Annotated in this window: 15 protein-coding genes; 10 read left to right on the forward strand and 5 right to left on the reverse strand. The window is 71.1% G+C overall.

Annotated elements, in window-relative coordinates:
* Positions 1-60 precede the first annotated feature (60 nt).
* The 3 genes from D7Y21_RS11220 to D7Y21_RS11230 all read right to left on the reverse strand — a co-directional run bounded on the left by D7Y21_RS11220 (position 61) and on the right by D7Y21_RS11230 (position 5,621).
* Entirely contained in the window at positions 61-2,364 is a 2,304-nt protein-coding gene (locus D7Y21_RS11220; protein ID WP_121713084.1) for an RTX toxin, read from the reverse strand.
* Between the two features lie 628 nt (positions 2,365-2,992).
* A complete protein-coding gene (locus D7Y21_RS11225) occupies positions 2,993-4,291 on the reverse strand; it encodes a serine/threonine-protein kinase (protein ID WP_120564537.1) in 1,299 nt (432 codons plus the stop codon).
* A 115-nt stretch (positions 4,292-4,406) separates the two neighbouring features.
* Positions 4,407-5,621, reverse strand: coding sequence for a serine/threonine-protein kinase (locus tag D7Y21_RS11230; protein WP_120564536.1), 1,215 nt, complete (start codon positions 5,619-5,621; stop codon positions 4,407-4,409).
* Positions 5,622-5,851: 230 nt separating this feature from the next.
* Here D7Y21_RS11230 and D7Y21_RS11235 point away from each other — a divergent pair, with 230 nt between their 5' ends.
* The 6 genes from D7Y21_RS11235 to D7Y21_RS11260 all read left to right on the forward strand — a co-directional run bounded on the left by D7Y21_RS11235 (position 5,852) and on the right by D7Y21_RS11260 (position 13,716).
* Entirely contained in the window at positions 5,852-6,229 is a 378-nt protein-coding gene (locus tag D7Y21_RS11235) for a helix-turn-helix domain-containing protein (protein WP_120564535.1), read from the forward strand.
* Positions 6,230-6,280: 51 nt separating this feature from the next.
* The gene (locus D7Y21_RS11240; RefSeq protein ID WP_121713086.1) at positions 6,281-6,736 is read left to right on the forward strand and encodes a helix-turn-helix domain-containing protein; all 456 of its coding nucleotides are present in this window, start codon (positions 6,281-6,283) and stop codon (positions 6,734-6,736) included.
* A gap of 138 nt (positions 6,737-6,874) precedes the next feature.
* The gene (locus D7Y21_RS11245; RefSeq protein ID WP_121713088.1) at positions 6,875-8,455 is read left to right on the forward strand and encodes an ATP-binding protein; all 1,581 of its coding nucleotides are present in this window, start codon (positions 6,875-6,877) and stop codon (positions 8,453-8,455) included.
* Between the two features lie 67 nt (positions 8,456-8,522).
* Positions 8,523-8,897, forward strand: coding sequence for a response regulator (locus tag D7Y21_RS11250; RefSeq protein WP_014400722.1), 375 nt, complete (start codon positions 8,523-8,525; stop codon positions 8,895-8,897).
* Entirely contained in the window at positions 8,897-11,698 is a 2,802-nt protein-coding gene (locus D7Y21_RS11255; RefSeq protein WP_120564532.1) for an ATP-binding protein, read from the forward strand. The genes D7Y21_RS11250 and D7Y21_RS11255 overlap by 1 nt, the downstream gene beginning before the upstream one ends.
* Entirely contained in the window at positions 11,695-13,716 is a 2,022-nt protein-coding gene (locus D7Y21_RS11260; RefSeq protein WP_121713090.1) for a response regulator, read from the forward strand. Before D7Y21_RS11255 ends, D7Y21_RS11260 begins: the two co-directional genes overlap by 4 nt.
* Positions 13,717-13,726: 10 nt before the next feature.
* Here the strand turns inward: D7Y21_RS11260 and D7Y21_RS11265 are convergent, their stop codons facing one another.
* Entirely contained in the window at positions 13,727-15,295 is a 1,569-nt protein-coding gene (locus tag D7Y21_RS11265) for an LVIVD repeat-containing protein (protein ID WP_121713092.1), read from the reverse strand.
* Between the two features lie 119 nt (positions 15,296-15,414).
* Between D7Y21_RS11265 and D7Y21_RS11270 the strand changes: the two genes are divergently transcribed.
* Complete coding sequence (locus D7Y21_RS11270; protein ID WP_121713094.1) at positions 15,415-16,173, forward strand: hypothetical protein; 759 nt, start codon at positions 15,415-15,417, stop codon at positions 16,171-16,173.
* An 8-nt stretch (positions 16,174-16,181) separates the two neighbouring features.
* Here the strand turns inward: D7Y21_RS11270 and D7Y21_RS11275 are convergent, their stop codons facing one another.
* Positions 16,182-17,897 (reverse strand): LVIVD repeat-containing protein, encoded by a 1,716-nt coding sequence (locus D7Y21_RS11275; RefSeq protein ID WP_199735404.1) that lies wholly within the window; start codon positions 17,895-17,897, stop codon positions 16,182-16,184.
* 128 nt (positions 17,898-18,025) lie between these two features.
* Here D7Y21_RS11275 and D7Y21_RS11280 point away from each other — a divergent pair, with 128 nt between their 5' ends.
* Genes D7Y21_RS11280 through D7Y21_RS11290 form a run of 3 tightly spaced genes read left to right on the forward strand, consistent with a single transcriptional unit; the run spans position 18,026 to position 20,622 of the window.
* Entirely contained in the window at positions 18,026-19,120 is a 1,095-nt protein-coding gene (locus D7Y21_RS11280; protein ID WP_121713096.1) for an AAA family ATPase, read from the forward strand.
* Positions 19,117-20,013, forward strand: coding sequence for a tRNA pseudouridine(55) synthase TruB (truB, locus tag D7Y21_RS11285; RefSeq protein ID WP_121713098.1), 897 nt, complete (start codon positions 19,117-19,119; stop codon positions 20,011-20,013). The genes D7Y21_RS11280 and truB overlap by 4 nt, the downstream gene beginning before the upstream one ends.
* Positions 20,014-20,025: 12 nt before the next feature.
* Complete coding sequence (locus D7Y21_RS11290) at positions 20,026-20,622, forward strand: GNAT family N-acetyltransferase (RefSeq protein ID WP_121713100.1); 597 nt, start codon at positions 20,026-20,028, stop codon at positions 20,620-20,622.
* Positions 20,623-20,772 lie beyond the last annotated feature (150 nt).

Here is a 20,772-nt window from a genome sequence, read left to right on the forward strand (position 1 = left end):
TGCGGCCGGAAAAAGAAGCGGGCGCCCCGGTCCTGCGGGCGCCCGCGAGGACGTCAGCGACTACGGCGCGGGAGGCAGGAGCTTGATGTCGCCCGCTGCGCTCGGCTGCTCGTTGTCACCGATGTTGTTGGTGTTGCCGTAGCCGAGCTGACCGTAGTTGCCCTGGCCCCAGCACCGCGCCTTGCCCGTGGAGAGCAGCGCGCAGGTGTGGGTTCCGGACGAGGCCGTCACCTGGTACGCGGTGGCGCCATCCAGGTCCACGGCCGGGCCCGGCGTGGACCGGAGCGCGGTTTTGCCGTCGCCGAGCTGGCCGGAGGCATTGGCGCCCCAGCACCGCACGCTGCCCGTGGAGAGCAGGGCGCAGGTGTGGGTGGAACCGGCGGAGATCTGCAATGCGCTGGTGCCCAGGTCGATGCTCCCGGAGTCCCTGAACAGGGAGTAGCTGAGGGCCTGTCCCGTGCCCAGCTGCCCTGAGCTGTTGAGGCCCCAGCACCGCACGGTCCCCGTCTTCAGCAGGGCGCAGGTGTGGGTCCCACCGGCGGAGATTTGTGAGACCGGACCGGCCGGCTCGAACGCGGGCTGGCTGTTGGGCAGCTCGTTGTCGCCGATGTCGTTGTAGTGGATCTGCCCAAGCTGACCGTAGTTGTTGAGGCCCCAGCAGAGCATCTTGTCGTTGGAGAGCAGCGCGCAGGTGTGGTTGCCACCCGCGACGACATCCGTGGCGGTGACGCCGCCCAGGTTCACATCGCCCGCGCTCCAGGGCTGCTCGTCATCACCGATGCTGTTGACGTGGCCGTAGCCCAGCTGGCCGTACTGGTTGCGGCCCCAGCAGCGCACCTTGCCCGTGGCCATCACCGCGCAGGAGTGCTCCGCGCCCACCGCGATGCGCGTGGCCGGACCGCCCAGGTTGACGTAGCCGAAGCTGGCCACCGGCTCGCCGTCGCCCAGGTTCTGCGTGCTGTTGTAGCCGAGCTGTCCGAAGTTGTTCTGGCCCCAGCAGCGCACCAGGCCCGTGTCCAGCACCACGCAGGAGTGGTTGCCACCCGCCGCCAGCTTCGTGGCCTTGCCGAGGAGCTTCACCGCGCCGGCCGTGTACGGCAGTTCGTTGTCACCGATGTTCTGGGTGTTCTCGTAGCCCAGCTGACCGTAGGCCCCGTAGCCCCAGCACCGCACCGAGCCGTCATTCAGCAAGGCACACGTGTGGGCGGTGCCGTTGCGGATGCTGTTGATGCCATCCAGCGGCCCTTCGGCGACGGGGTTGTCCGGGAACTGATCCGGGGTGAGCTTGTAGGTGAGCGTGGTGGTGCCGTTGTTGCCGTCCGTCACGGCGAGCTTCAGGTCGCCCTGCACGGTGGTGGTGTAGTTCTGGAGCGTGGAGGGGTTGGTGTCCCCGGTGAACGCGGGCACGGGGTCGAAGGTGGTGCCCGTGGCGGGCGTGAAGCTCCACGCGTAGGTGAGCGCGTCCTGGGCACCGTCGTCACTCACGTCCGCCGTGAAGATGACGTTCTGGGTGTCACGGACCCGCAGGCCGTTGAGGCCGTTGATGACGGGGTTGAAGAGGACGGCGACGGAGGTGTCGATGACGCCGCTGGAGGTCTCCGGAGGCTTCACCTTCGTGGTGAAGGTCGTGCTGATGGAGTGGCCCGCGGGGTTGGTCACCGTGACGGTGTGGGTGAAGACCGTCTCGGAAGACACCGTGGGAGGCGTGTACTGGGAGACGAAGGCGCCCGCGGTGTTCTGCAGCGTGATGGCGCCGTTGAGAGGCGAGAAGCTGCCGCTGCCCGCGACGGCGGAGGTGATGGCGTAGCGCAGCGCTTCGCCATTCGTTGCTTCCACCGCGAAGGTGATGTTGCCCGACTGCGAAGAGGCGAAGGCACTGGGGATGCTGATCTTTCGGATGCGAGGGAGGGAGATGACCGCGTTGTTGTTCGCGGGGGCCAGGGGGATGGTGACGGTCTCGAAGTCGAGGTTCAGCGTGGCGTCAAGCGAGCCGGAGAAGAGGAGGTTCCCGGAGGCGTCGAGCGCGCGAGCGAAGAAGCTGAGGGCCTTGGCCTTCGGAAGGAAGGGGAGCTTCCCGGTCCACGCCCCAGCGGAGGTGAAGAGGTCGAAGTTCTTGAAGATGACCAGGCCGCCAGTGCCCTGCTCGGAGACGTCGACGCGGATGCTGGCGACGTCGGAGTAGGAGAAGGCCTGGGCGGAGACGCGGCCCTTCACGGCCTGGCTGAAGATGTCCTGCGCACCGATGGAGACGGTGACCTGGGACTGCGTCTGCTCGGCGGGCGCGGAGGGCTCGGGCGCACTCGAGCCGGAGCTACACGCGGCCATCCACGGCGAAGACAGGGACAGCAAGAGCGCGCCCAACATTCCGCGCGACCGGAACCAACGGGGGGACGTTCGCTTCACTCGACACTCCTTGGCAAGACAGACAGGGGAAAGAAGGCCAATGACTCACAGCGGGCACACGCCGGCCTCACGAGCCCCCGGCGAAGCCCGGAGACACGTTTCCCGTGCCGCGCTCGGAGCGAGCACGGCCGGGGGACGGCATGGAAAACGGAGGGATTGGACAGGCCTACGCCGACCCGGGGGGACCTCCCGGCCCTCGGCGTATGTCTGGGCTACAGCTGGAAACGCAAATCACAGTGCCAGCGGGTGAAAAGGCTGTCACGTCTTTTATTGGTTCTCGCGAAAGCGTGTCAATGTCTGGGTTTGCGCTGACTGGCGGGTAGAATGCGTGTCAGTCGCGGCGGACCCGCGCGGTGACAGGATTTGTCATCCCCCTCGGAACCTCACCCGGAAGAGCGGCTCGGCGGGGTGACGCACCGGGTTGATGAGTGAGAGGAATCAAGCAACTCGCGGAAGCTTCGCCAAACACTGCAATGCTTCATGGCTCGCGCGAAATCAGGAAAAGACAGTCACGGACCTCCTGCGGCACCCCGCTGGTCCCGGGGGACTCGGGTGACCCGCGTCCCAGGGACCCGGTGCCGACGCGAACTCACACCGGTTGGTGGCCGTCGTCGTCGTCCTCGAGGTCGTCTCCCGGTGCCTCTTCATCTGGGCCGGCCAGCTCGTCCAGGTCCTCCACGGGCAGGGGCTCGTCATTCAGGTCCGGCGTCACGTCGTCGCCCTGGAGGAACGGCGGCGGCCCCTCCGGGACGGTGGCCTCGGACGTCATCGCGGCCTCCTCCGCGGTCAGCTCCTCCGGGTGCAGCCCGCCCTCCAGCAGCTCCGCCTGGTTGCGCCGGCCCGTGGCCTCCCGTGCCGCCTCCGCCACCTCCTCCGCCGCGGCCTGCCGCCCGTACGCGGGCGCATGGTCGCGCAGCCACTCCCTCAGTGCCGCCGCCAGCTCCGCCGCCGTGCCGAAGCGGTCCGCTGGGGACTGGCGCAGCGCTCGCACCACCACCGCGCGCAGGCCCTCTGGCACGTCGCGCGCCATGCGCTCCACCTCCCCGGGCCCCACCAGCGCCATCCGCGCCGCCACCTCCGTCAGGGGCATCCACGTGGGCCCCTGGGCCTGCACCGGCGGCAGGTCCGGCGGGGGCGGAGGCGCCGCGTCCCCCTGCGCCAGCGGGTGCGTCCCCGTCAGCACCTCCAGCAGCACCAGCCCCAGCGAGAACAGGTCGCTGCGCGCATCCACGGGCTCGCGCCGCAGCGCCTCCGGCGAGGCGTACGCCACGTCCCCCTTCACCAGCGGGCGGCTGGTGATTTCCCGCCCCGGCAGCGTGGAGAACGCGGCGGTGAAGTTCGTGAGCTTCACCTCGCCATGCACGCCCAGGCGCAGGTTCCGGGGGCTCACGTCCCGGTGCACGATGCCCAGCGGCCGGTTCCACTCATCCCGCAGCGTGTGCGCGTGGTGCAGCGCCTCCGCCACCTCGGAGACCACCCACGCACCGAAGGCCGGGGACATGGGCTTGCGCCGCATGGCCACCAGGTTGAGCACCGTGTCCAGCGACCGGCCCTCCACGTACTCCATCACCACGTGCGGAACGCCCCGGTACGCCTTCAGGTGGTAGACCTTCGCGATGCCCGGGTGGTTGAGCCGGAACGTCAGCTCCACCTCTTCCACCAGCCGCCGCCGCTCCACGAAGCCAGACGGGTTGCGCAGCCGCTTGATGACCACCGGGCCGCCCATCCCGCCCCGGTAGCGCCGCCGCGCCAGCATCAGCAGCTCCCCGGTGGAGCGCACCTCCAGCTTGCGCACGAACTCGAAGGCCGTGCCTCCCACCGTGAACAGCACGCGCGGCCGGCGGGGCACGCCGGGGTTCTCCTCCGTCGTCGTATCGGGCGTCTTCATGTCCTGCCTTCCAACCTCTGAGGTGGAGCGGAAATCGCTCAACCCCGCAGGTAGCACAAACCCTGTGGTGGGGAAAACCTCCAGGGTCGTGTGAAAGTCAGTGGACCCGTAGGGTTCACCTGTCCCGGCGCAATCCCAGACGCCGGAGCCACCGCTCCCACCGCCGCCGCCACGCCAGCCGCCGGGCCACCCACCAGGGCATGGGCGGGGGCAGCGGCGCGGCCAGCCCCAGTGACGGTCCGGGCGGAGGCGGCACGGGCGGCGTGGACGCGCTGGAGTGGGGCGCGGCGCCGGGGATGCGCCGCTCCTGCTCGCGGGTCCAGCGGCGCAGCTCGCGGGCCTCCTCGTTGCCGTCGAAGTACGCGTCGGACTCCTCCGTGACGGCGTCGTGGGGCGGCGGTGTGTTGAACAGCGGCGTGTCCCAGCTGTCCGGGGCGCGCTCCAGCGCCGCGCTCAGGTCGGCGTAGAGATCCGCGCCCATCTGGTAGCGCTCGCTGGCCTCCTGGCGCAGCAGCCGCTCGCAGATGTCATTGAGGGCGCGGGGCACGCGCGCGTTGAGCGCGCGCGCGGACCGCCCCTTGATGTTCTGGATGCCACCCAGCAGCGCCGCGGCTGGCAGGCCCGGGGGATAGGGGAAGTCCCCGGTGAGCACCTGGAAGAGCGTGAGCCCCAGCGAATAGAGGTCGTCCGTGGGCTGGTAGACGTAGCGGGACATGCCCATGGGGTTGTCCAGCCAGTAGCGCAAGAGCTCCGGGCTGCGGTAGCTGGGCGTGCCCGGCGGCGGCCGCCCATCGGTGATGGCCGGGGCGCAGGCGTGGTCGCTGGAGCCGAAGTCCACCAGCACCGGCCGCTCGTCCGACGCGCGCACGATGATGTTGCTGCCCTTGATGTCGCGGTGGCGCACGCCCGCGCGGTGGATGAAGTCCAGCGTCAGCGCCAGCTCCGCGAACAGCCGCGCCACCTGCCGCGCCGTGGGCTCCGCCTCCATCGCCCAGTCCGACAGCGTGGGACCCTCCACGTAGTCCATGACCAGGAACAGGTAGCCCGTGCGCGGGTGCGGCCAGCGGTGGTAGCCGCGCAACGCCACCACGTTGGGATGGGTCATGCGGTGCAGCACGCTCACCTCCTTGAGCGTGCGCGCGTCCACCTGCGAGCCCTCCTCGGAGTCCTGCGGCCCCTGGAGCGCGAACTTCAGCGCCACGTGGAAGCCCCCGGTCTCCGCCAGGAACACGGTGCCGTAGCCCCCCGTGGCCAGGCGCTTCAGCAGCCGGAAGCTGCCCACCACCTCCTGGGGTTGGAGCAGCAGCGGATGTCCTCCCTCCAGGCTCATGGAGTGGCGCCTCCTACGCGGAAGGAAAGCCCGAGTGCTTCGGGATGTGGAGGGTTGAATCTCAGAGGGAGGACGTGGCTGAGAGGATGCATTCGCGAAAGGATGGATGGGACCTGCAAGGTCCATAGCATGGCGGACGCCCCTTGGGGTAGTGTTGGTGCCGTGTCAGGTAGGATGCCGGACACCTGACTTCATGGGAGACACGGTCCGGCCAGGGGTGGTGAGCGGCAATGAACGAGGAGCTGGCCATCACGGTGGGCACCGCGGCGCGACAGGCCCGGGAGCGGCAGGGCCTGACCCAGGGCGACGTCGCCAGCCAGGTGGGCATCGCCATGGAGGTCTACAGCCGCATGGAGCGCGGGCGGGTGCTGCCCAGCTCCACCACCTTGCGCCGCATGTGCATGGTGTTGCGCATCCGCGCGGACACGCTGCTGGGGTTGGATGGGCCCTCGCCCCCGGACGAGGCGCTCACGCTGGCCCTGGCCGACCGCGAGGAGGATCCCCCCTCCCTGCGCCGGCTGGTGCGCGCGCTGAGGCCCCTGGATGAAGAGGGGTTGAAGGCCATGGGGCTCATCATCCAGGGCGCGCTCGCGCTGCGTGAACGCTGACCGAGGCCTCGAAAACTTGCGCCCCGGAGGAGAGATGCAAGGTTTTGCCGCGTGCCCGCCCCGGTGAATGAAAAGCTGAACACGGTGTTTGGAGCCGCCGCCCGAGACGCGCGGCTGCGCTTGGGACTCACGCAGGCGGACGTGGCGGAGCGCGTGGGCATCGCCATGGAGGTCTACAGCCGCATGGAGCGCGGCCGCATGCTGCCCCGCGCCCAGACCCTGCGTCGGCTGTGCGACGTGCTGTCCGTGTCCGCGGACGTGCTCTTGGGCGTGGGCGCCGGTTCCGCTCCGGCTCCGTCCCGGTCCCCGCCGCGCGAGGAGGACTCGCTGGAGCTGCGCCGCCTGGTGCGCACGCTGCGCGACCTGGAGCCCCGCCAGCTCAAGGCCGTGGCGCGCGTGGTGCGCACCGTGGTGTCCGTCATGCCCCCGAATCCGGCGCCCGGGTCCTCGCCCACTCCCACGCCCCGGAAGAAGCCGCGGGCCGCCCGCAAGCGCCGCGCCGGCTGAGGCGGCATCAACAGCAGACAAATCCTCCCGGGCTGCAACCGGATGTCCGCTCGCCTGCACTCCCGACCCGGGGGCCGGGCCTTCGGGCGGGTCCCTCTCCTCAATGGCAGACAAGTGGGGTAGCACGGGAGCTACGCCATGCTTCCTCCCCCGACGCCCGCGGATGAGCCGCGGCGCCTCCAGGCGCTGCGCTCGCTGTGTCTGCTGGACACGCCCGCGCACGAACGCTTCGACCGCATCGTGCGCGCCGCGTCGCACCTGTTCCGAGTGCCCATCGCGCTCGTTTCGCTGGTGGACGAGAACCGCCAGTGGTTCAAGGCCCGCATCGGCCTGGACGGCACGGAGACGCCGCGCGAGCTGTCCTTCTGCGCCCACGCCATCCTCACCCCCACCACCTTCATCGTGCCGGACGCGCTGAAGGACCCGCGCTTCCACGACAACCCGTTCGTGCTGGGTGCACCCTTCGTCCGCTTCTACGCGGGCCACCCCCTGCGCGCCGCGGACGGCAGCCGCGTGGGCACGCTGTGCCTCATCGACTCGCGGCCCCGGGACTTCTCGGACGCGGACCGCGCCGCGCTCGCGGACATGGCCGCCTGGGCGGAAGGGGAGCTCAACGCCCTGAACGAGCGCGAAGCCCGCACGGCGCTGGAGCAGCAGGAGCGCTTCTTCGAAGTCTCCGTGGACATGCTCTGCATCGCCGCCATGGACGGCACCTTCCTGCGCCTGTCCCGAGCCTGGAGCCGCACCCTGGGCTTCTCCGACGCGGAGCTCTACAGCACGTCCCTGGTGGACCTGGCCCTGGAGGAGGACCGCGCCGACACCTCGCGGCACCTGGCCCGCGCCCGGGAGGGCATCCCCGTCCTCCAGTTCGAGCACCGCGCCCGCTGCCGCGACGGCACCTGGCGCTGGCTCCAGTGGAACGCCGTGCCGGACCCGGAAGAGGGGCTGCTCTACGCCGTCGCCCGCGACGTCACCCAGGCCCGCCTCCTGGAGGAGGAGCGCCAGCGCGTGGAGCGGATGAAGAACGAGTTCATCGCCACCGTGAGCCATGAGCTGCGCACGCCGCTCACCTCCATCCGCGGCTCGCTGGGGCTGCTCAGCGGCGGCATCCTCGGCCCGCTGGACTCGCAGGTGGCGCGGATGGTGGGCATTGCCCACAAGAACAGCGAACGGCTGCTGCGCCTCATCAACGACATCCTGGACCTGGAGAAGATGGAGTCCGGCCGGCTGGACCTGAACCTGGCGCCCACGGAGGTCGCGCCGCTGCTCGCCCAGGCGCTCCAGGCCCACCAGGGCTACGCGGACGAATACGGCGTGCGCCTGGAGGCCGTGGTGGACCTCCCCCACGCCCGCGCCCGCGTGGACGAGGACCGCTTCATCCAGGTGCTGGCGAACCTCCTCTCCAACGCCATCAAGTTCTCCCCCCAGGGCGAGCGCGTCATCCTGTTCCTCACCCGCGAGGACGGCGCCCTGCGCGTGGGCGTGCAGGACCACGGCCCCGGCATCCCGGAGGCCTTCCAGGACCGCGTCTTCCAGAAGTTCGCCCAGGCGGACGCGTCCGACACCCGCAAGCGCCCCGGCACCGGGCTGGGGCTGAGCATCGCCCACGGGCTGGTGGCCCGCATGGGCGGCACCCTGCGCTTCACCACCTCCCCCAGCGAAGGCACCCGCTTCTCCTTCGACCTGCCGGAGTGCGAACCCGGGCCCGACGTCGCCTGACGGACATCCGTTTCCCCCTGCCTTCCGTACGGCGATCCAAACCCCTCTCCCTGGAGCACTCCCTCCCATGGCGAAAATCGAGAAGGTCCTGCTCGTGGACGACGAGGACGACATCCGCACCATCGGGCAGCTGAGCCTGAGCCGTGTGGGGGGGTGGAAGACGGTGCTCGCGTCCTCCGGCGCGGAGGCCCTGGAGAAGGCGGGCCAGGAAGGCCCCGACCTCATCCTCCTGGACGTGATGATGCCCGGCATGGACGGGCCCACCACGTTCGGCCGGCTGCGCGCCCAGCCCGCCACCGCGAACACGCCCATCATCTTCATGACCGCCAAGGTCCAGAAGCAGGAGGTGGCGCGCTACCTGGAGCTGGGCGCGGTGGGCGTCATCGGCAAGCCGTTCGACCCCATGACCCTGCCGCAGGAAATCCGCCGCCTGGTGCCCTGATGGAACCCCGCCTGTCCAAACGCTCCGCCGCGCTGGCCGCCGGCGCCCTGGTGCTGCTGTGTGCCCTGTTCGTCCTGGGCCGCCCGGGCTCCACCGCCGACCACGACCACTACCGCACCCAGCTGCGGCAGCTGCGCGTGGCCACGTCGGAGCTGGAGCAGGACGTGCTGCGCCAGCGCGTGGGCATGGCGCAGCTGCATGGCGCGTCCGACCGGGACTTCGACGCGCTGGCCGCCCGCGCCCGTCAGCTGCGCACGGCGCCCGGCTTCCTCCCGGCGGAGGGCATGCGCTCGCTCAACGCATCCCTGGACACGTACCTGCGCGTGCTGGAGGGCTCGCGAGCACTCCTGGCGGCGGCCCGTGAGAAGGACCAGCAGCTCGCCGCCCTGCGGGAGTCCTATCCCGGCGTCGTCGCCGCCACCGCCGCCGCGCTGCCCCAGGGCGCGCCGCGCGCGCACGTGGAGGCGATGGACGTGGACGTGCTGCTCGCCTCGAGCGCTCCGGGAGAGGCGTCGGGCGCCCGCGTGGAGGCCTCGCTGGCGCGACTGGCCCGGGCGCGTGAGAAGCAGCCGCTGTCCGCCCCCGCCATTGCCGCGCTGGATGCCCTGGAGGCCCGCACGCGGGAGCTGATGGCGCTCCAGCGCGCCACGGACGCGTCCTTCCAGGCGCTCATGGACCACGGCGCCACTGGCGAGGCCGAGCGCCTCATCACCACGTACCTCCAGCTCCAGGAGCAGTCCCAGTCCCGCGCGGAGCGCACGCGCATCGTCCTGTTCGGCGTGTGCCTGCTGCTGGTGGTCTACGTGCTCGTCGTGCTGGTGCGGCTGGCGCGGGCGTCCGCGGCGCTGGGCGAGCTCAACCGGGGGCTGGAGGCGCGCGTGGCGGAGCGCACCCAGGCCCTGTCCGCCGCGAGCGCGGAGGCGCGGGCCAGCGACGCGCGCAAGGCGGCCATCCTGGAGGCGTCGCCGGACGGCATCGTGGTGCTGGACGAGTCCGGCCGCGTCGCGGAGTTCAACCCCGCGGCGGCGTCCCACTTCCGCCTGCCGTCCGCGCGGGCGGTGGGCGCGGACTTCCTGTCGCTGGCGCTGCCCGCGTCGCTGCCGGTCTCGCAACGGGAAGCCGTCCACGCCGCGCTCCTCCAGGAGGACGGCGCGGCGCGTCTGGAATCGCCGTGCCTGCGCGCGGACGGCGACGTGTTCCCCGCGGAGCTCACCTTCGCGCGCGTGCACGCGGACGGCCCGCCGCGCACCACCGTCTTCGTGCGCGACCTCACGGAGCGCAAGGCCGTGGAGCGGATGAAGAACGAGTTCATCTCCACCGTGAGCCACGAGCTGCGCACGCCGCTCACCTCCATCCGCGGCTCGCTGGGCCTCTTGGAGAACGGCATCGTGGGGGAGCTGCCCTCGCAGGCGCTGGACATGGTGCGCATCGCGCGCACCAACACCGAACGGCTCATCCGCCTCATCAACGACATCCTGGACCTGGAGAAGATGGAGTCCGGGATGCTGGAGCTGAAGCTCCAGCCGCAGACGGCGCAGGACCTGGTGGAGGCCACGCTCGCGGGCGTGCAGGGCATGGCGGAGACGGCGCACGTCAGCCTGCGCTCGGACGTGGAGGGCGCGCCGCAGGTGAAGGGCGACCGCGACCGGCTCATCCAGGTGCTCACCAACCTGGTCTCCAACGCCATCAAGTTCTCCCCCCAGGGCGCCTCCGTGGTGGTGGCGGCCGGCTTCTCGGTGGACGGCCGGGTGCGCTTCAGCGTCACGGACCAGGGCTCCGGCATCCCGGAGGAGAAGCTCCCCCGCCTCTTCGGCCGCTTCCAGCAGCTGGACGCGTCCGACACCCGCTCCAAGGGCGGCACCGGCCTGGGGCTGGCCATCTCGCAGGCCATCGTGGAGCAGCACGGCGGCCGCATCGAGGTGTCGAGTCCCCCGGGCCAGGGCGCCACCTTCCAGTTCACCCTGGAGGCCCTGCGTGTCGCCGCGCCGGGCGCCACCGCGGCGCTGCCCACGGACGAGTCGCGCCACAACGTGCTCATCGTCACCGCGGACGCGGACCTGTCCACCCTCCTGCGCGGCCTGCTGTCGCACGAGGGCTACCGGGTGGTGCGCGCCGCCACGCTCACGGAGGCCGTGCAGGCGGTGGAGCACGCGCTGCCGGACGCGCTGGTGGTGGACACGCAAATGCCGGACGGTCCCGTGCTGGACTGGGTGCGCCGCCTGCGGGAACAGCCGCGCACGCGCGAGCTGCCCGTGCTGGCCCTGTCCGGGCGCTCGCAGCCGGGGGCGAAGGACGCGGGCACGGCGCTGCTGGTGGACTGGCTGCCCACGCCCGTGGATGAAACCCGGTTGCTGAAGACACTGCGTTACGCCATGCGCCAGCCGGGCCAGGCGCGCGTGCTGGTGGTGGACGACGACGCCACCACGCGCCGGGTGCTGTGCGCGCAGTTCGAACGGCTGGGCGCGCTGTGCATCGAAGCGGCGGACGGGGAGAGCGCGGTGGCGCTCGCGCGCGACACGCCTCCGGACCTCATCGTGCTGGACGTGGGGCTGCCGCGGCTGGACGGCTTCGAGGTGGTGGACATCCTGCGCCAGGGCAAGGGCCGCGCCACGCCGCTCATCGTCTTCACCGGCCGCGAGCTGTCGCGCACCGACCAGCGCCAGCTCACCCTGGGCATCACCCGGCACCTGACGAAGGCCCGCGCTTCTGAAGAAGAGCTGGTGGCCTCCGTGCGGGAGCTGCTCAACGGACTGCTGGCCCGCCGCGACGCCGCGGCCGAGCCTCGAAAGGCGATGCCATGAGCACCGCGCGTAGCGCCAAGACGCTCCTCTTCCTGGAGGATGACCGAGACCTCCAGACGCTGGTCTGCACCTTCCTGCGTGAAAAGGGCTACCAGGTGACGCCCGCTCGCTCCGCCGCGGAGGCGCGCGAGGTGCTCCAATCCAAGCCGGTGGACGCCGCCATCGTGGACGGCCTGCTGCCGGGCATGACGGGCGCGGACTTCATCCGTGAGCTGCGCAAGACGAAGCCGGGCCTGCCGGTGCTCTTCGCGTCCGCCTTCTGGAAGGACCTGAAGAGCCACGAGCTGCTCACGCGCCAGCTGGGCGTGGCGCGCGTGGTGCACAAGCCCTACCGGCCGGAGGAGCTGGCGGTGTGGCTGGAGCAGCTCTTCGCGGTGGCCCCGCCCCCGCCCCCGGAGGCCCAGGACGAGGAGGACGCGGAGCCGGTGGACGACTTCGCGGCCAGCCTGGCCCTCCTGAGCGCGGACTACGGCGCGAAGCTGCCGGAGCGGCTGGCCACGCTCCAGGCGCTGCTCGGCAAGGGGCGCCACGGCGACGCGGCGGCCCTGGATGAGGCCTACGGCGTCGTGCACAAGCTGCACGGCACCGCGGGCAGCTACGGCTTCCGCGAAGTGAGCATCACGGCGGGCGCGCTGGAGGACGTGCTCCGTCCGGTGAAGACCGGGGGCACGCTGGACTGGGCCCGGGTGGACGCGGGCTTCCGCGCGCTGGAGGACCGGGTGTCGCTGCCGGTCCTCACCCCGGAGCTGGAGCCCGAGGAGGCCGTCGTTGCCGCCATGGGCACGCTGCTCGTGGTGGACGAGGACGCGGCCGTGCTCGCGGACGCGAAGCGGATGGGCGAGCGCGAGGGGGTGCGCGTGGTGACGGCCGCCACGCCCCAGGAGGCCTGCGCCACGGTGGAGCGGCAGTGGGTGGACGGGGCGCTCCTGCACATGGGCGAGGCAGGGCTCGCCACCGCGAGCGCGCTCCGCGCGATGGAGGGCCACCAGTCCCTGCCCCTGGCCTTCTCCAGCACGGGCGGGGGCCTGCAGGAGCGCGTGCGCGCGGCGCACGCGGGCGCGTCGCTGTTCTTGCCCCGGCCCTTCACCCAGCAGGACTTCGCCACCGCGGCGGAGCGGCTGGTGGCCACGCGCCGGCTGGAGCGCGCGAAGGTGATGGTGGTGGATGACGACCCGGAGGCGGTGCGCGCCCTCTCCCAGGCGCTGGTGAGCGACGCGGTGGAGGTGGTGGGGCTGGAGAACGCCTACGGCCTGCTGGACGCGCTCGCGCAGCACCGCCCGGACCTGCTGCTGTTGGACGTGCAGATGCCCGGGCCCAGCGGGTTCGACCTGTGCCGCATCCTGCGCCTGACGCCGGAGTGGCAGGAGCTGCCCGTCCTGCTCATCACCGCGCAGGTGGGTCTGGAGTTCCGGCTGGCCGCGTTCCAGGCCGGCGCGGACGACTACCTGGCCAAGCCCGTGCTGAAGGAGGAGCTGCGGGCCCGCGTGCACGCGCGGCTGGAGCGGGCGCGGCTGTCGCGCGAGCGCACGGAGCGCGACGCGCTCACCGGCCTGATGCTGCGCCGCCCCTTCGTGGAGGCGGTGGCCACGCGGCTGTCGGAGGCGCGCCGGAGCGACAAGCCGCTGGCGCTGTGCTTCCTGGACGTGGACCACTTCAAGAAGGTGAACGACCAGCACGGCCACCTCGCGGGGGACCGCGTGCTGATGCGGCTGGGGCGGCTCCTGGGGGCGCGCTTCCGCCGCGAGGACCTGCGCGCCCGCTGGGGCGGCGAGGAGTTCGTCGTCGCGCTGCTGGGCGAGACGCCGGAGAGCGCGAAGGAGATCCTCTCCCGCACGGCGGAGGAGCTGTCGGCGATGACCTTCGAAGGCGACGCGGGCGGGACCTTCCACGTCACCTTCAGCGCGGGGCTCGCGGTGGCGCCGGGTGACGGCACCACCCTGGACGAGCTGCTGCGCGTCGCGGACGCCCGGCTCTACCGGGCGAAGGAGAACGGCCGCAACCGCATCGAAGCGGAGTGACGCCCGCGCGTCACGGCTCCGCCAGCACCAGCAACCCGCGCGACAGGTCCACGACGTACACGTGCCCGTCGCCGGGCACGCGGATGCCGATGGCCCCCTGGTAGAGGCTGTCGGTGCTGCGCGGGTGCGCTTCCTGGAAGGAGTCGAAGGCCGCGATCTCCTTCGGGTGCGCGGGGTCGGCCACGTCGAAGACGCGCACGCCTTCGTGGTACCAGGCCACGTAGAGCCGCGTGCCCACCAGCACCATGTTGTGGATGGACGTCTGCGGGCGCTTCTTCACCTCGCCGATGAGGCGGATCTTCGCCGGGTCGGTGACGTCCAGCACGCGCAGGTGCGCGCCGAAGCGCTCGCCGCCCTCGAAGGCGATGGTGCGCCCGTTGATGGTGCCCACCGCGTTCGCGTGGCTGTACTGGCCGGTGAAGGCATACGTGCCCAGCACGGGCGTCACGTCCGGGCGGGTGACGTCCATGACGACGTAGCCGGTGCGCGTGTGGTTGACGTAGAGCCGGTCCTGGTAGGCGAACGCGTCGTGCGGGTAGCTGCTGCCCGCCTCGCGCGGCACGGAGATGCGGCTGAGCAGTTGGGGCTCCAGCGGCGAGGCCACGTCGAACAGCAGCGTCTCCCCATTGGGGGACGGGGACATGGCGTACAGCCGGTCGCCGTCCACGAACACGGTGTGCACGTCGATAGGGCCGCCGGGCAGCGAGCGCACGTACTGGGGGCTGGCCGGGTTGGTGATGTCGAAGACGACGACGCCGGAGTTGGCGCTGGCGACGTAGAGCGCGTCGCCCTTGGCCCAGACGCCGTTCCAGTAGTTGTCGTTGGGCAGGCTCACGCGGGTGACGAGCGTGGGGTGGGCCGGGTCCGCCACGTTGAAGACGTTCAGGCCTCCGTCCTCCTTCGTGCCCCGCGGCAGGGACACCACGTAGGCGTGGCCCTTGGTGACGTAGACGTCCACGGGGTCTCCCTCCGGGATGGCGGACTCGGAGACGAGGCGCATGTCCCTGGCGCCGGTGTCCTCTTCCTGGTTCAGGTTCATCCGCCGGGCGTGGAAGGTGCCGGAGTAGTCCGGCACGCCGTCGGTGCAGCGCACGAAGCAGCCGGTGATGTGGCCGGGCGCCGGCACGCGGCAGCCCGCGAGCGCGTACCGCTGCAACCGGAGCAGGGAGTTCATGATCTCCCCGGTGATGAAGAACCCCTGGGGGCCCACCTCGTTGCGCACCAGGGGGTCGCCCAGGAAGCTGGGGGTGGTATCCAGGCGGAAGCCCGTGCCGAACGTGCTCGTGGCGTTGTAGCGGAAGATGGCCTGGTAGACGCCGGAGGGCTCCAGGGCGCCCACCGCCTTCAGGTCACAGCCGGTCAGCTTGAAGCTGGCCGGGTCGGTGCAGTTCGCGCTCGGCTCCGAGTAGCTCGCGTCCATGCAGGGCTCGTTGGGGACCACGTCGATGTAGTCGGTGAGCTCGACGGGGGGCTTCGTCTCCGGCGGTCCCGGTTCGGGAGGGTTGGAGTCGCTACAGCCGGACAGGGACAGGGCGCAGGCGAACAGGCCCGTGCCCAGAATGCGAAGGGAAGACGTCATGGGATGAAGGCTCCTGCGCGGAAGCTTCGCGGTCCACGGCCGACGCGAAGCGCGCGGGAAGTCTAGCCCACGGCCCGGAGCGGATGCGCGAGCCTCCCCTATGGCGCTAGAAGCCCACCATGCACCCACGCCGTCCGGACATCGAAGCCGCGCTCGCCGACCTGCGCACCCGCGTTCCCGGGGGGAAGGTGGTGGACCACTGGAGCAGCAATCCTCCCTGGCCCACGCCCGAGCAGCAGCGCCTGCGGGACAAATGGTTGGACAGCATGGCGGAGGCGCTGGAGACGGCGCTGACGCGGCAGGCCTTCGAGCCCATCTCCATCCCCGAAGCGCGGAGCCCCCCGGACTGGGAGTTCATCGTCGCTCACGCGCTGTCGTGTCACGGCGGACAGGTGGCGTCCTTCCCCCAATTCTCGGAGACCCGGCAGCGCGACGGGGAGACGTTCATCACGCTCGGCGCGGACTACGACCAACTGGTCATCTACCGGGGGCCCCTGGAGCTCCACGGCCACGTGCACCTGTCGGGGACCGTGGTCGTGCTGGGAGACCTCATCGTCCATGGTGCCCTGATGGATGGGGACCCGGCGGACTCGGGGCTCGTGGTCATGGGCAACGAACGGGTGCGCGCGCTGTCCGCGGGCGCGGATCATGTCGTGACCGGGGACCTGGAGGTGGAGCTGCTGGTGCCGTCCGGCTCGGATGGCTCGCGGGCCGTTGGCGGAGAGGTCCGTGCGCGCCTGCGGCTGGAGAGCTCCACGGTCGATGAGGAGGCGCGGCGCTGGCTGGAGCCACTGCCGTCCGACAAGGTCCTCAATGACGGCTGGGCGCTGTGCCGGGAGGTGGGCAGCGGCCGGACGAAGGTGCGGCCCCCTCCGTAGGCTTCGGCTCAGGGCTGCTCGGAGAGGATGAGCAGCCCGCGCGTCGTGTCCACGACGTAGATGAAGCCGTCCCCCGGCACGCGGATGCCGATGGCGCCCGAATAGAGGCCATACGTCAACCGCCCCGGCTCCCGCTCCCGGTACGTGTGGAAGTACGCCACCTCGCGGGGGCTGGGCGGCACGGACACATCCAGCACGCGCACGCCCTCGTGGTACCAGGCGACGTAGAGCCGCGTGCCCACCAGCACCATGTTGTGGATGGAGAACTCGGGGCGCAGCGCGTATCCGCCAATGAGCCGCATGTTCGCGGGGTCGGTGACGTCCAGCACCCGCAGGTGCGCGCCCACCAGCTCGCCACCCTCGAAGGCGATGGTGCGTCCCCCGAAGGTGCCCACCGCGTTCGCGTGGCTGTAGGACTCGGCATAGGTATACCGTCCCAGCTCCCGCACGCGCGCCGGGTCGCTTACGTCGAAGGCGATGTAGCCGTCGAAGGTGTGGTTGACGTAGAGCCGGTCGCCGTAGGCGAAGGCGTCATGGACGCCGCCGGGTGCATCTGACGGAGTGATGCGCTCGAGCAGCGCGGGCGCCAGCGGCGAGGACACGTCGAACAGCAGCGTCTGGCTGGTGGGGGCCGGAGCCATGGCGTAGAGCCGGTTCCCCTGCACGTGCACGGTGTGCACGTTGATGGCGCCACCGGGCAGCGCGCGCACGTACTGGGGATTCGCCGGGTCGGTGATGTCGTAGACGATGACGCCGGAGTTGGCGCTCGCGATGTAGAGCGCGTCGTCCTTCGCCCAGACGCCGTTCCAGTAGGTGTCCCCTGCAAGCTGCACGGTCTTCTTGAGCACGGGGTGGGCCCGGTCCTTCACGTCGAAGACCGCCAGTCCGCCGGCCCCGAAGATTCCGCCCGTGGCCACCACGTACGCGTGCTCCTTCGCGATGTAGACGTCCGCGGGGTAGGCCAGCGGGACGGCGGACTCGGAGACGAGGGACAACCCGGAGGCTGCGGACTCACCGGGCCCCCAGGCCTGGGCAGGGCGTATCGCGGTGAAGCTGCCGTTGGTGAGCACCTTGCCCTGCGAGCACTGGACGTAGCAGCCATGGATGCGTCCCGGCTGCGGCCGCTCGCAGCCGGCGAACACGCGCCAGCGCGTGCCTGTCCCGAAGGGAACCTCCGCCGAGAAGAAGAACGCACCGGGTCCCACGTCCTGCTGGACCAGCGGCTGACCGTTGATCCTCCCCACGCCTCCGTCCGAGGGAAGCACCACGGTGTAGGGCGTGAGGTTGGGCCCGTTGGCGGACCGGACGCGGACCTCGTACACGCTCGCGGTGTCCAGGTCCGCGAACGCACCCGCTGGGCACATGGACCGGTCGAAGAGGGCAGGGTCGTCACAGGCGGCGACGGTTTCACCTACCTTCGGATGGAAGACGCAAGCCGAATAGGGCCCGGGATCCACCATGTCGCCCGGGTCGCTCAGCGTCACCGCGCCCCCATCCCAGGCATCCCCGCCCGCATCGGGAACGCCCGCATCGAGAACACCCGCATCGGGGCTGCCCGCGTCGGGAACCCCTGCATCCGCGATACCCGCGTCGGGAACACCCGCGTCGGACGTGCCGCTGTCCGGAGGCGGAAGAGGAAGCGGTGACACGCCATCGCCGTCGGAGAAGCAACCGCTCAGCGCCAGGGGAAGGGCCAGCAACAGCCAACGGGGCAGGAGGACCATGTCCTCCAGGCATACCCAATCATGGCTTCGACGTTCCAGTCGGCCACCACGGCAGGGGTGCCGGGGAAGCAGGCAGGTACGCCATCCCACCGGAGGCGCTCCGGGCCGGATAGGCTCGCGCGCACGTCATGGCCCTCACGCGTCTGGACATCGCAGGCTACCGCTCCGTGCGTCAGCTCCACCTGGAGCTGGGGCCGGTGACCGTGGTGGTGGGGCCCAACGGCAGCGGCAAGACGAACCTGTATCGCGCGCTGTATCTGCTCGCGGCGGCGGCGGAGGGCAGGCTCGCGCGAACGCTGGCGGACGAGGGCGGCACCTCGAGCGTGATGTGGGCCGGCCCCCGTGACCCCAAGAAGCCGGCGCGCATGCGCGTGACGGTGGACCTGGACGACCTCACCTACGAATTGCAGTGCGGCGTGGTGCCCACGTCGCCACCCCAGACGATGTTCACCCTGGATCCGGAGGTGAAGGAGGAGCACCTCTGGGCGCACTCCGGAGGCCGGCGTCTGGTGTTGATGGAGCGCAAGGACCGAACGGCCTTCCTTCGCGACGCGGACGGCAAGCGCATCACGTTCCCCACGGAGCTGTGGGGGTCGGAGTCGGTGATGGATCAGCTCGCCGAACCGCACCGCTTCCCAAGGCTGGGCGAGGTCCAACGCACGTTGAGCGCGTGGCGCTTCTACCACCACTTCCGCACGGACCCGGACGCGCTGCCCCGGCACCCGCAGGTGGGCGTGCGCACGCCGGTGCTCGCGTCGGACGGACGCGACCTCGCGGCGGCGCTCCAGACCATCTGGGAGATTGGCGATGACCGTGCCCTGGAGCAGGGCATCGACGACGCCTTCCCTGGAGCCAGGCTGGAGATTCGAGCGGAGAACGGCCGCTTCAGCCTCTTCCTGCACATGCCTGGCCTGTCGAGGCCCATGGCCGCGCCGGAGCTGTCGGACGGGACGCTGCGCTACCTGTGCCTGCTGGCGGCGCTGCTCAGTCCCAGGCCGCCGCCATTCCTCGCGCTGAACGAACCGGAGACCAGCCTGCACCCGGACCTGCTGGATCCCCTGGGCCGGCTCATCGTGCGCGCCTCCGAGGACAGCCAGATCTGGGTGACGACGCACGCGGAATCCCTGGCGCGAGTCATCGCGGACAAGACCGGCACCTCGCCCGTGCACCTGGAGAAGCAGCAGGGCGCGACGACGGTGAAGCGGAACGGAAACGACGAATGACCCCCGGCCTCTACCTCACGCACAAGCCCGTGGGCGCCACCAGCTTCACCACCGTCCGAGCCTTCCAGGAGGAGGCCCAGGCAACGAGGCCCGGCCGCCGCACGGCGCTGTGCCACGGCGGCACGTTGGATCCGTTCGCGGAAGGGCTGCTGCTGATGCTGGTGGGCCCGGCCACGCACCTCTTCGAACACCTGCACGCGGCGCCCAAGGTCTACGAGGCCCGCGTGGAGTGGGGCACGGAGATGGACACCGGCGACCTGCACGGCCGCCTCGTGCATCAAGGGGACGCGACCGCGCTCACGCCCGAGCGCCTCGATGAAGCACTGCGCCCGTTCCTCGGCTGGACGGATCAAATCCCGCCCGCGACCAGCGCGAAGAAGCTCGGCGGTGAGCCCGCCTACCGCAAGGCCCACCGGGGCGAAGCCGTGGACCTGCCTCCCTCGCGCGTGTACCTGCACACCGCGCGCTGGCTGTCGCACGACCTGCCCGGGGCCAGCATCCTGGAGCTCACCTGCCGGGGCGGCTACTACGTCCGCTCCCTGGCCCGGGACCTGGGACGCGCGCTCGGCTGCGGCGCGCACCTCTCCGCGCTGAAGCGCACGGCCATCGGACCGTGGAAGGACCCGGGACCCGGCGCTCGCATCGAACGGCACGGGCGCGACCTGCTCCCCTGGACGCCCTCGCGAGCCCTCACGGACCAGGACGTGGGAGCCCTGCGCCAGGGCCAGTCCATCTCCGCCACGCCGCTCCAGCCCCCGGACTGGCGCCTGCCACCGGGCTACCCGGAGCCCACGGGCCCGGTGCGCGGCTTCCACCAGGGGAAGCTGACCTTCCTGCTCACCCCCAGGGACGGAGCCCTCTGGCCCGAGACAGAGCTGCGCGGCGGCGTCTAGAACGGGCGGCCCATGGCGCCACCCGACCTGAAGACCGTGGAGCTCACCCCGGAGCTCTGGCCCGACCTGGAGAAGCTCTTCGGCCCCAACGGCGCCTGTGGCGGCTGCTGGTGCATGTACTGGCGCATCCCGGAGGGTGAGCGCTACGACGACGTGCGAGGCCCTGAAGCAAAGCGCCGCTTCAAGGCCCTGGTCGCGAGTGGAGAGGCGAAGGGCGTCCTCGCCTACGCGGACGGCGTACCGGTGGGCTGGGCCACCTTCGGCCCGCGCCGTCACTTCTCGCGCCTGGACCGGGCCCCCAGCTTCACGTGCGACGACGCGGACGCCGTCACCTCCGTGCCCTGCTTCTTCATCCACCGGAGCTGGCGCAACCAGGGCGTGGCCACCGCGCTGCTCGCCGCTGTGGAGGCCGCGGTGCGTCGCGAAGGCGCCGCCACCCTCGAAGGCTATCCGGTGAAACCGCCCAGGGGCTCGGCGCGTATCAGCAACGGAATGGCCTACACGGGCACGCTCCCGTTCTTCCTCAAGCGGGGCTACGTCCACGTCGCGGACCGGCCCGCCGGCAAGCAGCGCGTGCGCAAGGCGTTCAAGCCCGCACGCCGGAAGTGATGCCTTTGGTCACCACCCCGGGGGCGGGGGGATGATGACTGTCATCACCGCTGGTGACTGTTGTCACCACCCCGGCGTTCGCGTCATCGCCGCGTAACCCCATGGAATCCTTAAGGGTGTGCTGGTCCGGGGGGCTGGCACGACGCGAGC

It is taken from the genome of Corallococcus sp. AB045, from assembly GCF_003668895.1.
GTDB lineage: Bacteria > Myxococcota > Myxococcia > Myxococcales > Myxococcaceae > Corallococcus > Corallococcus coralloides.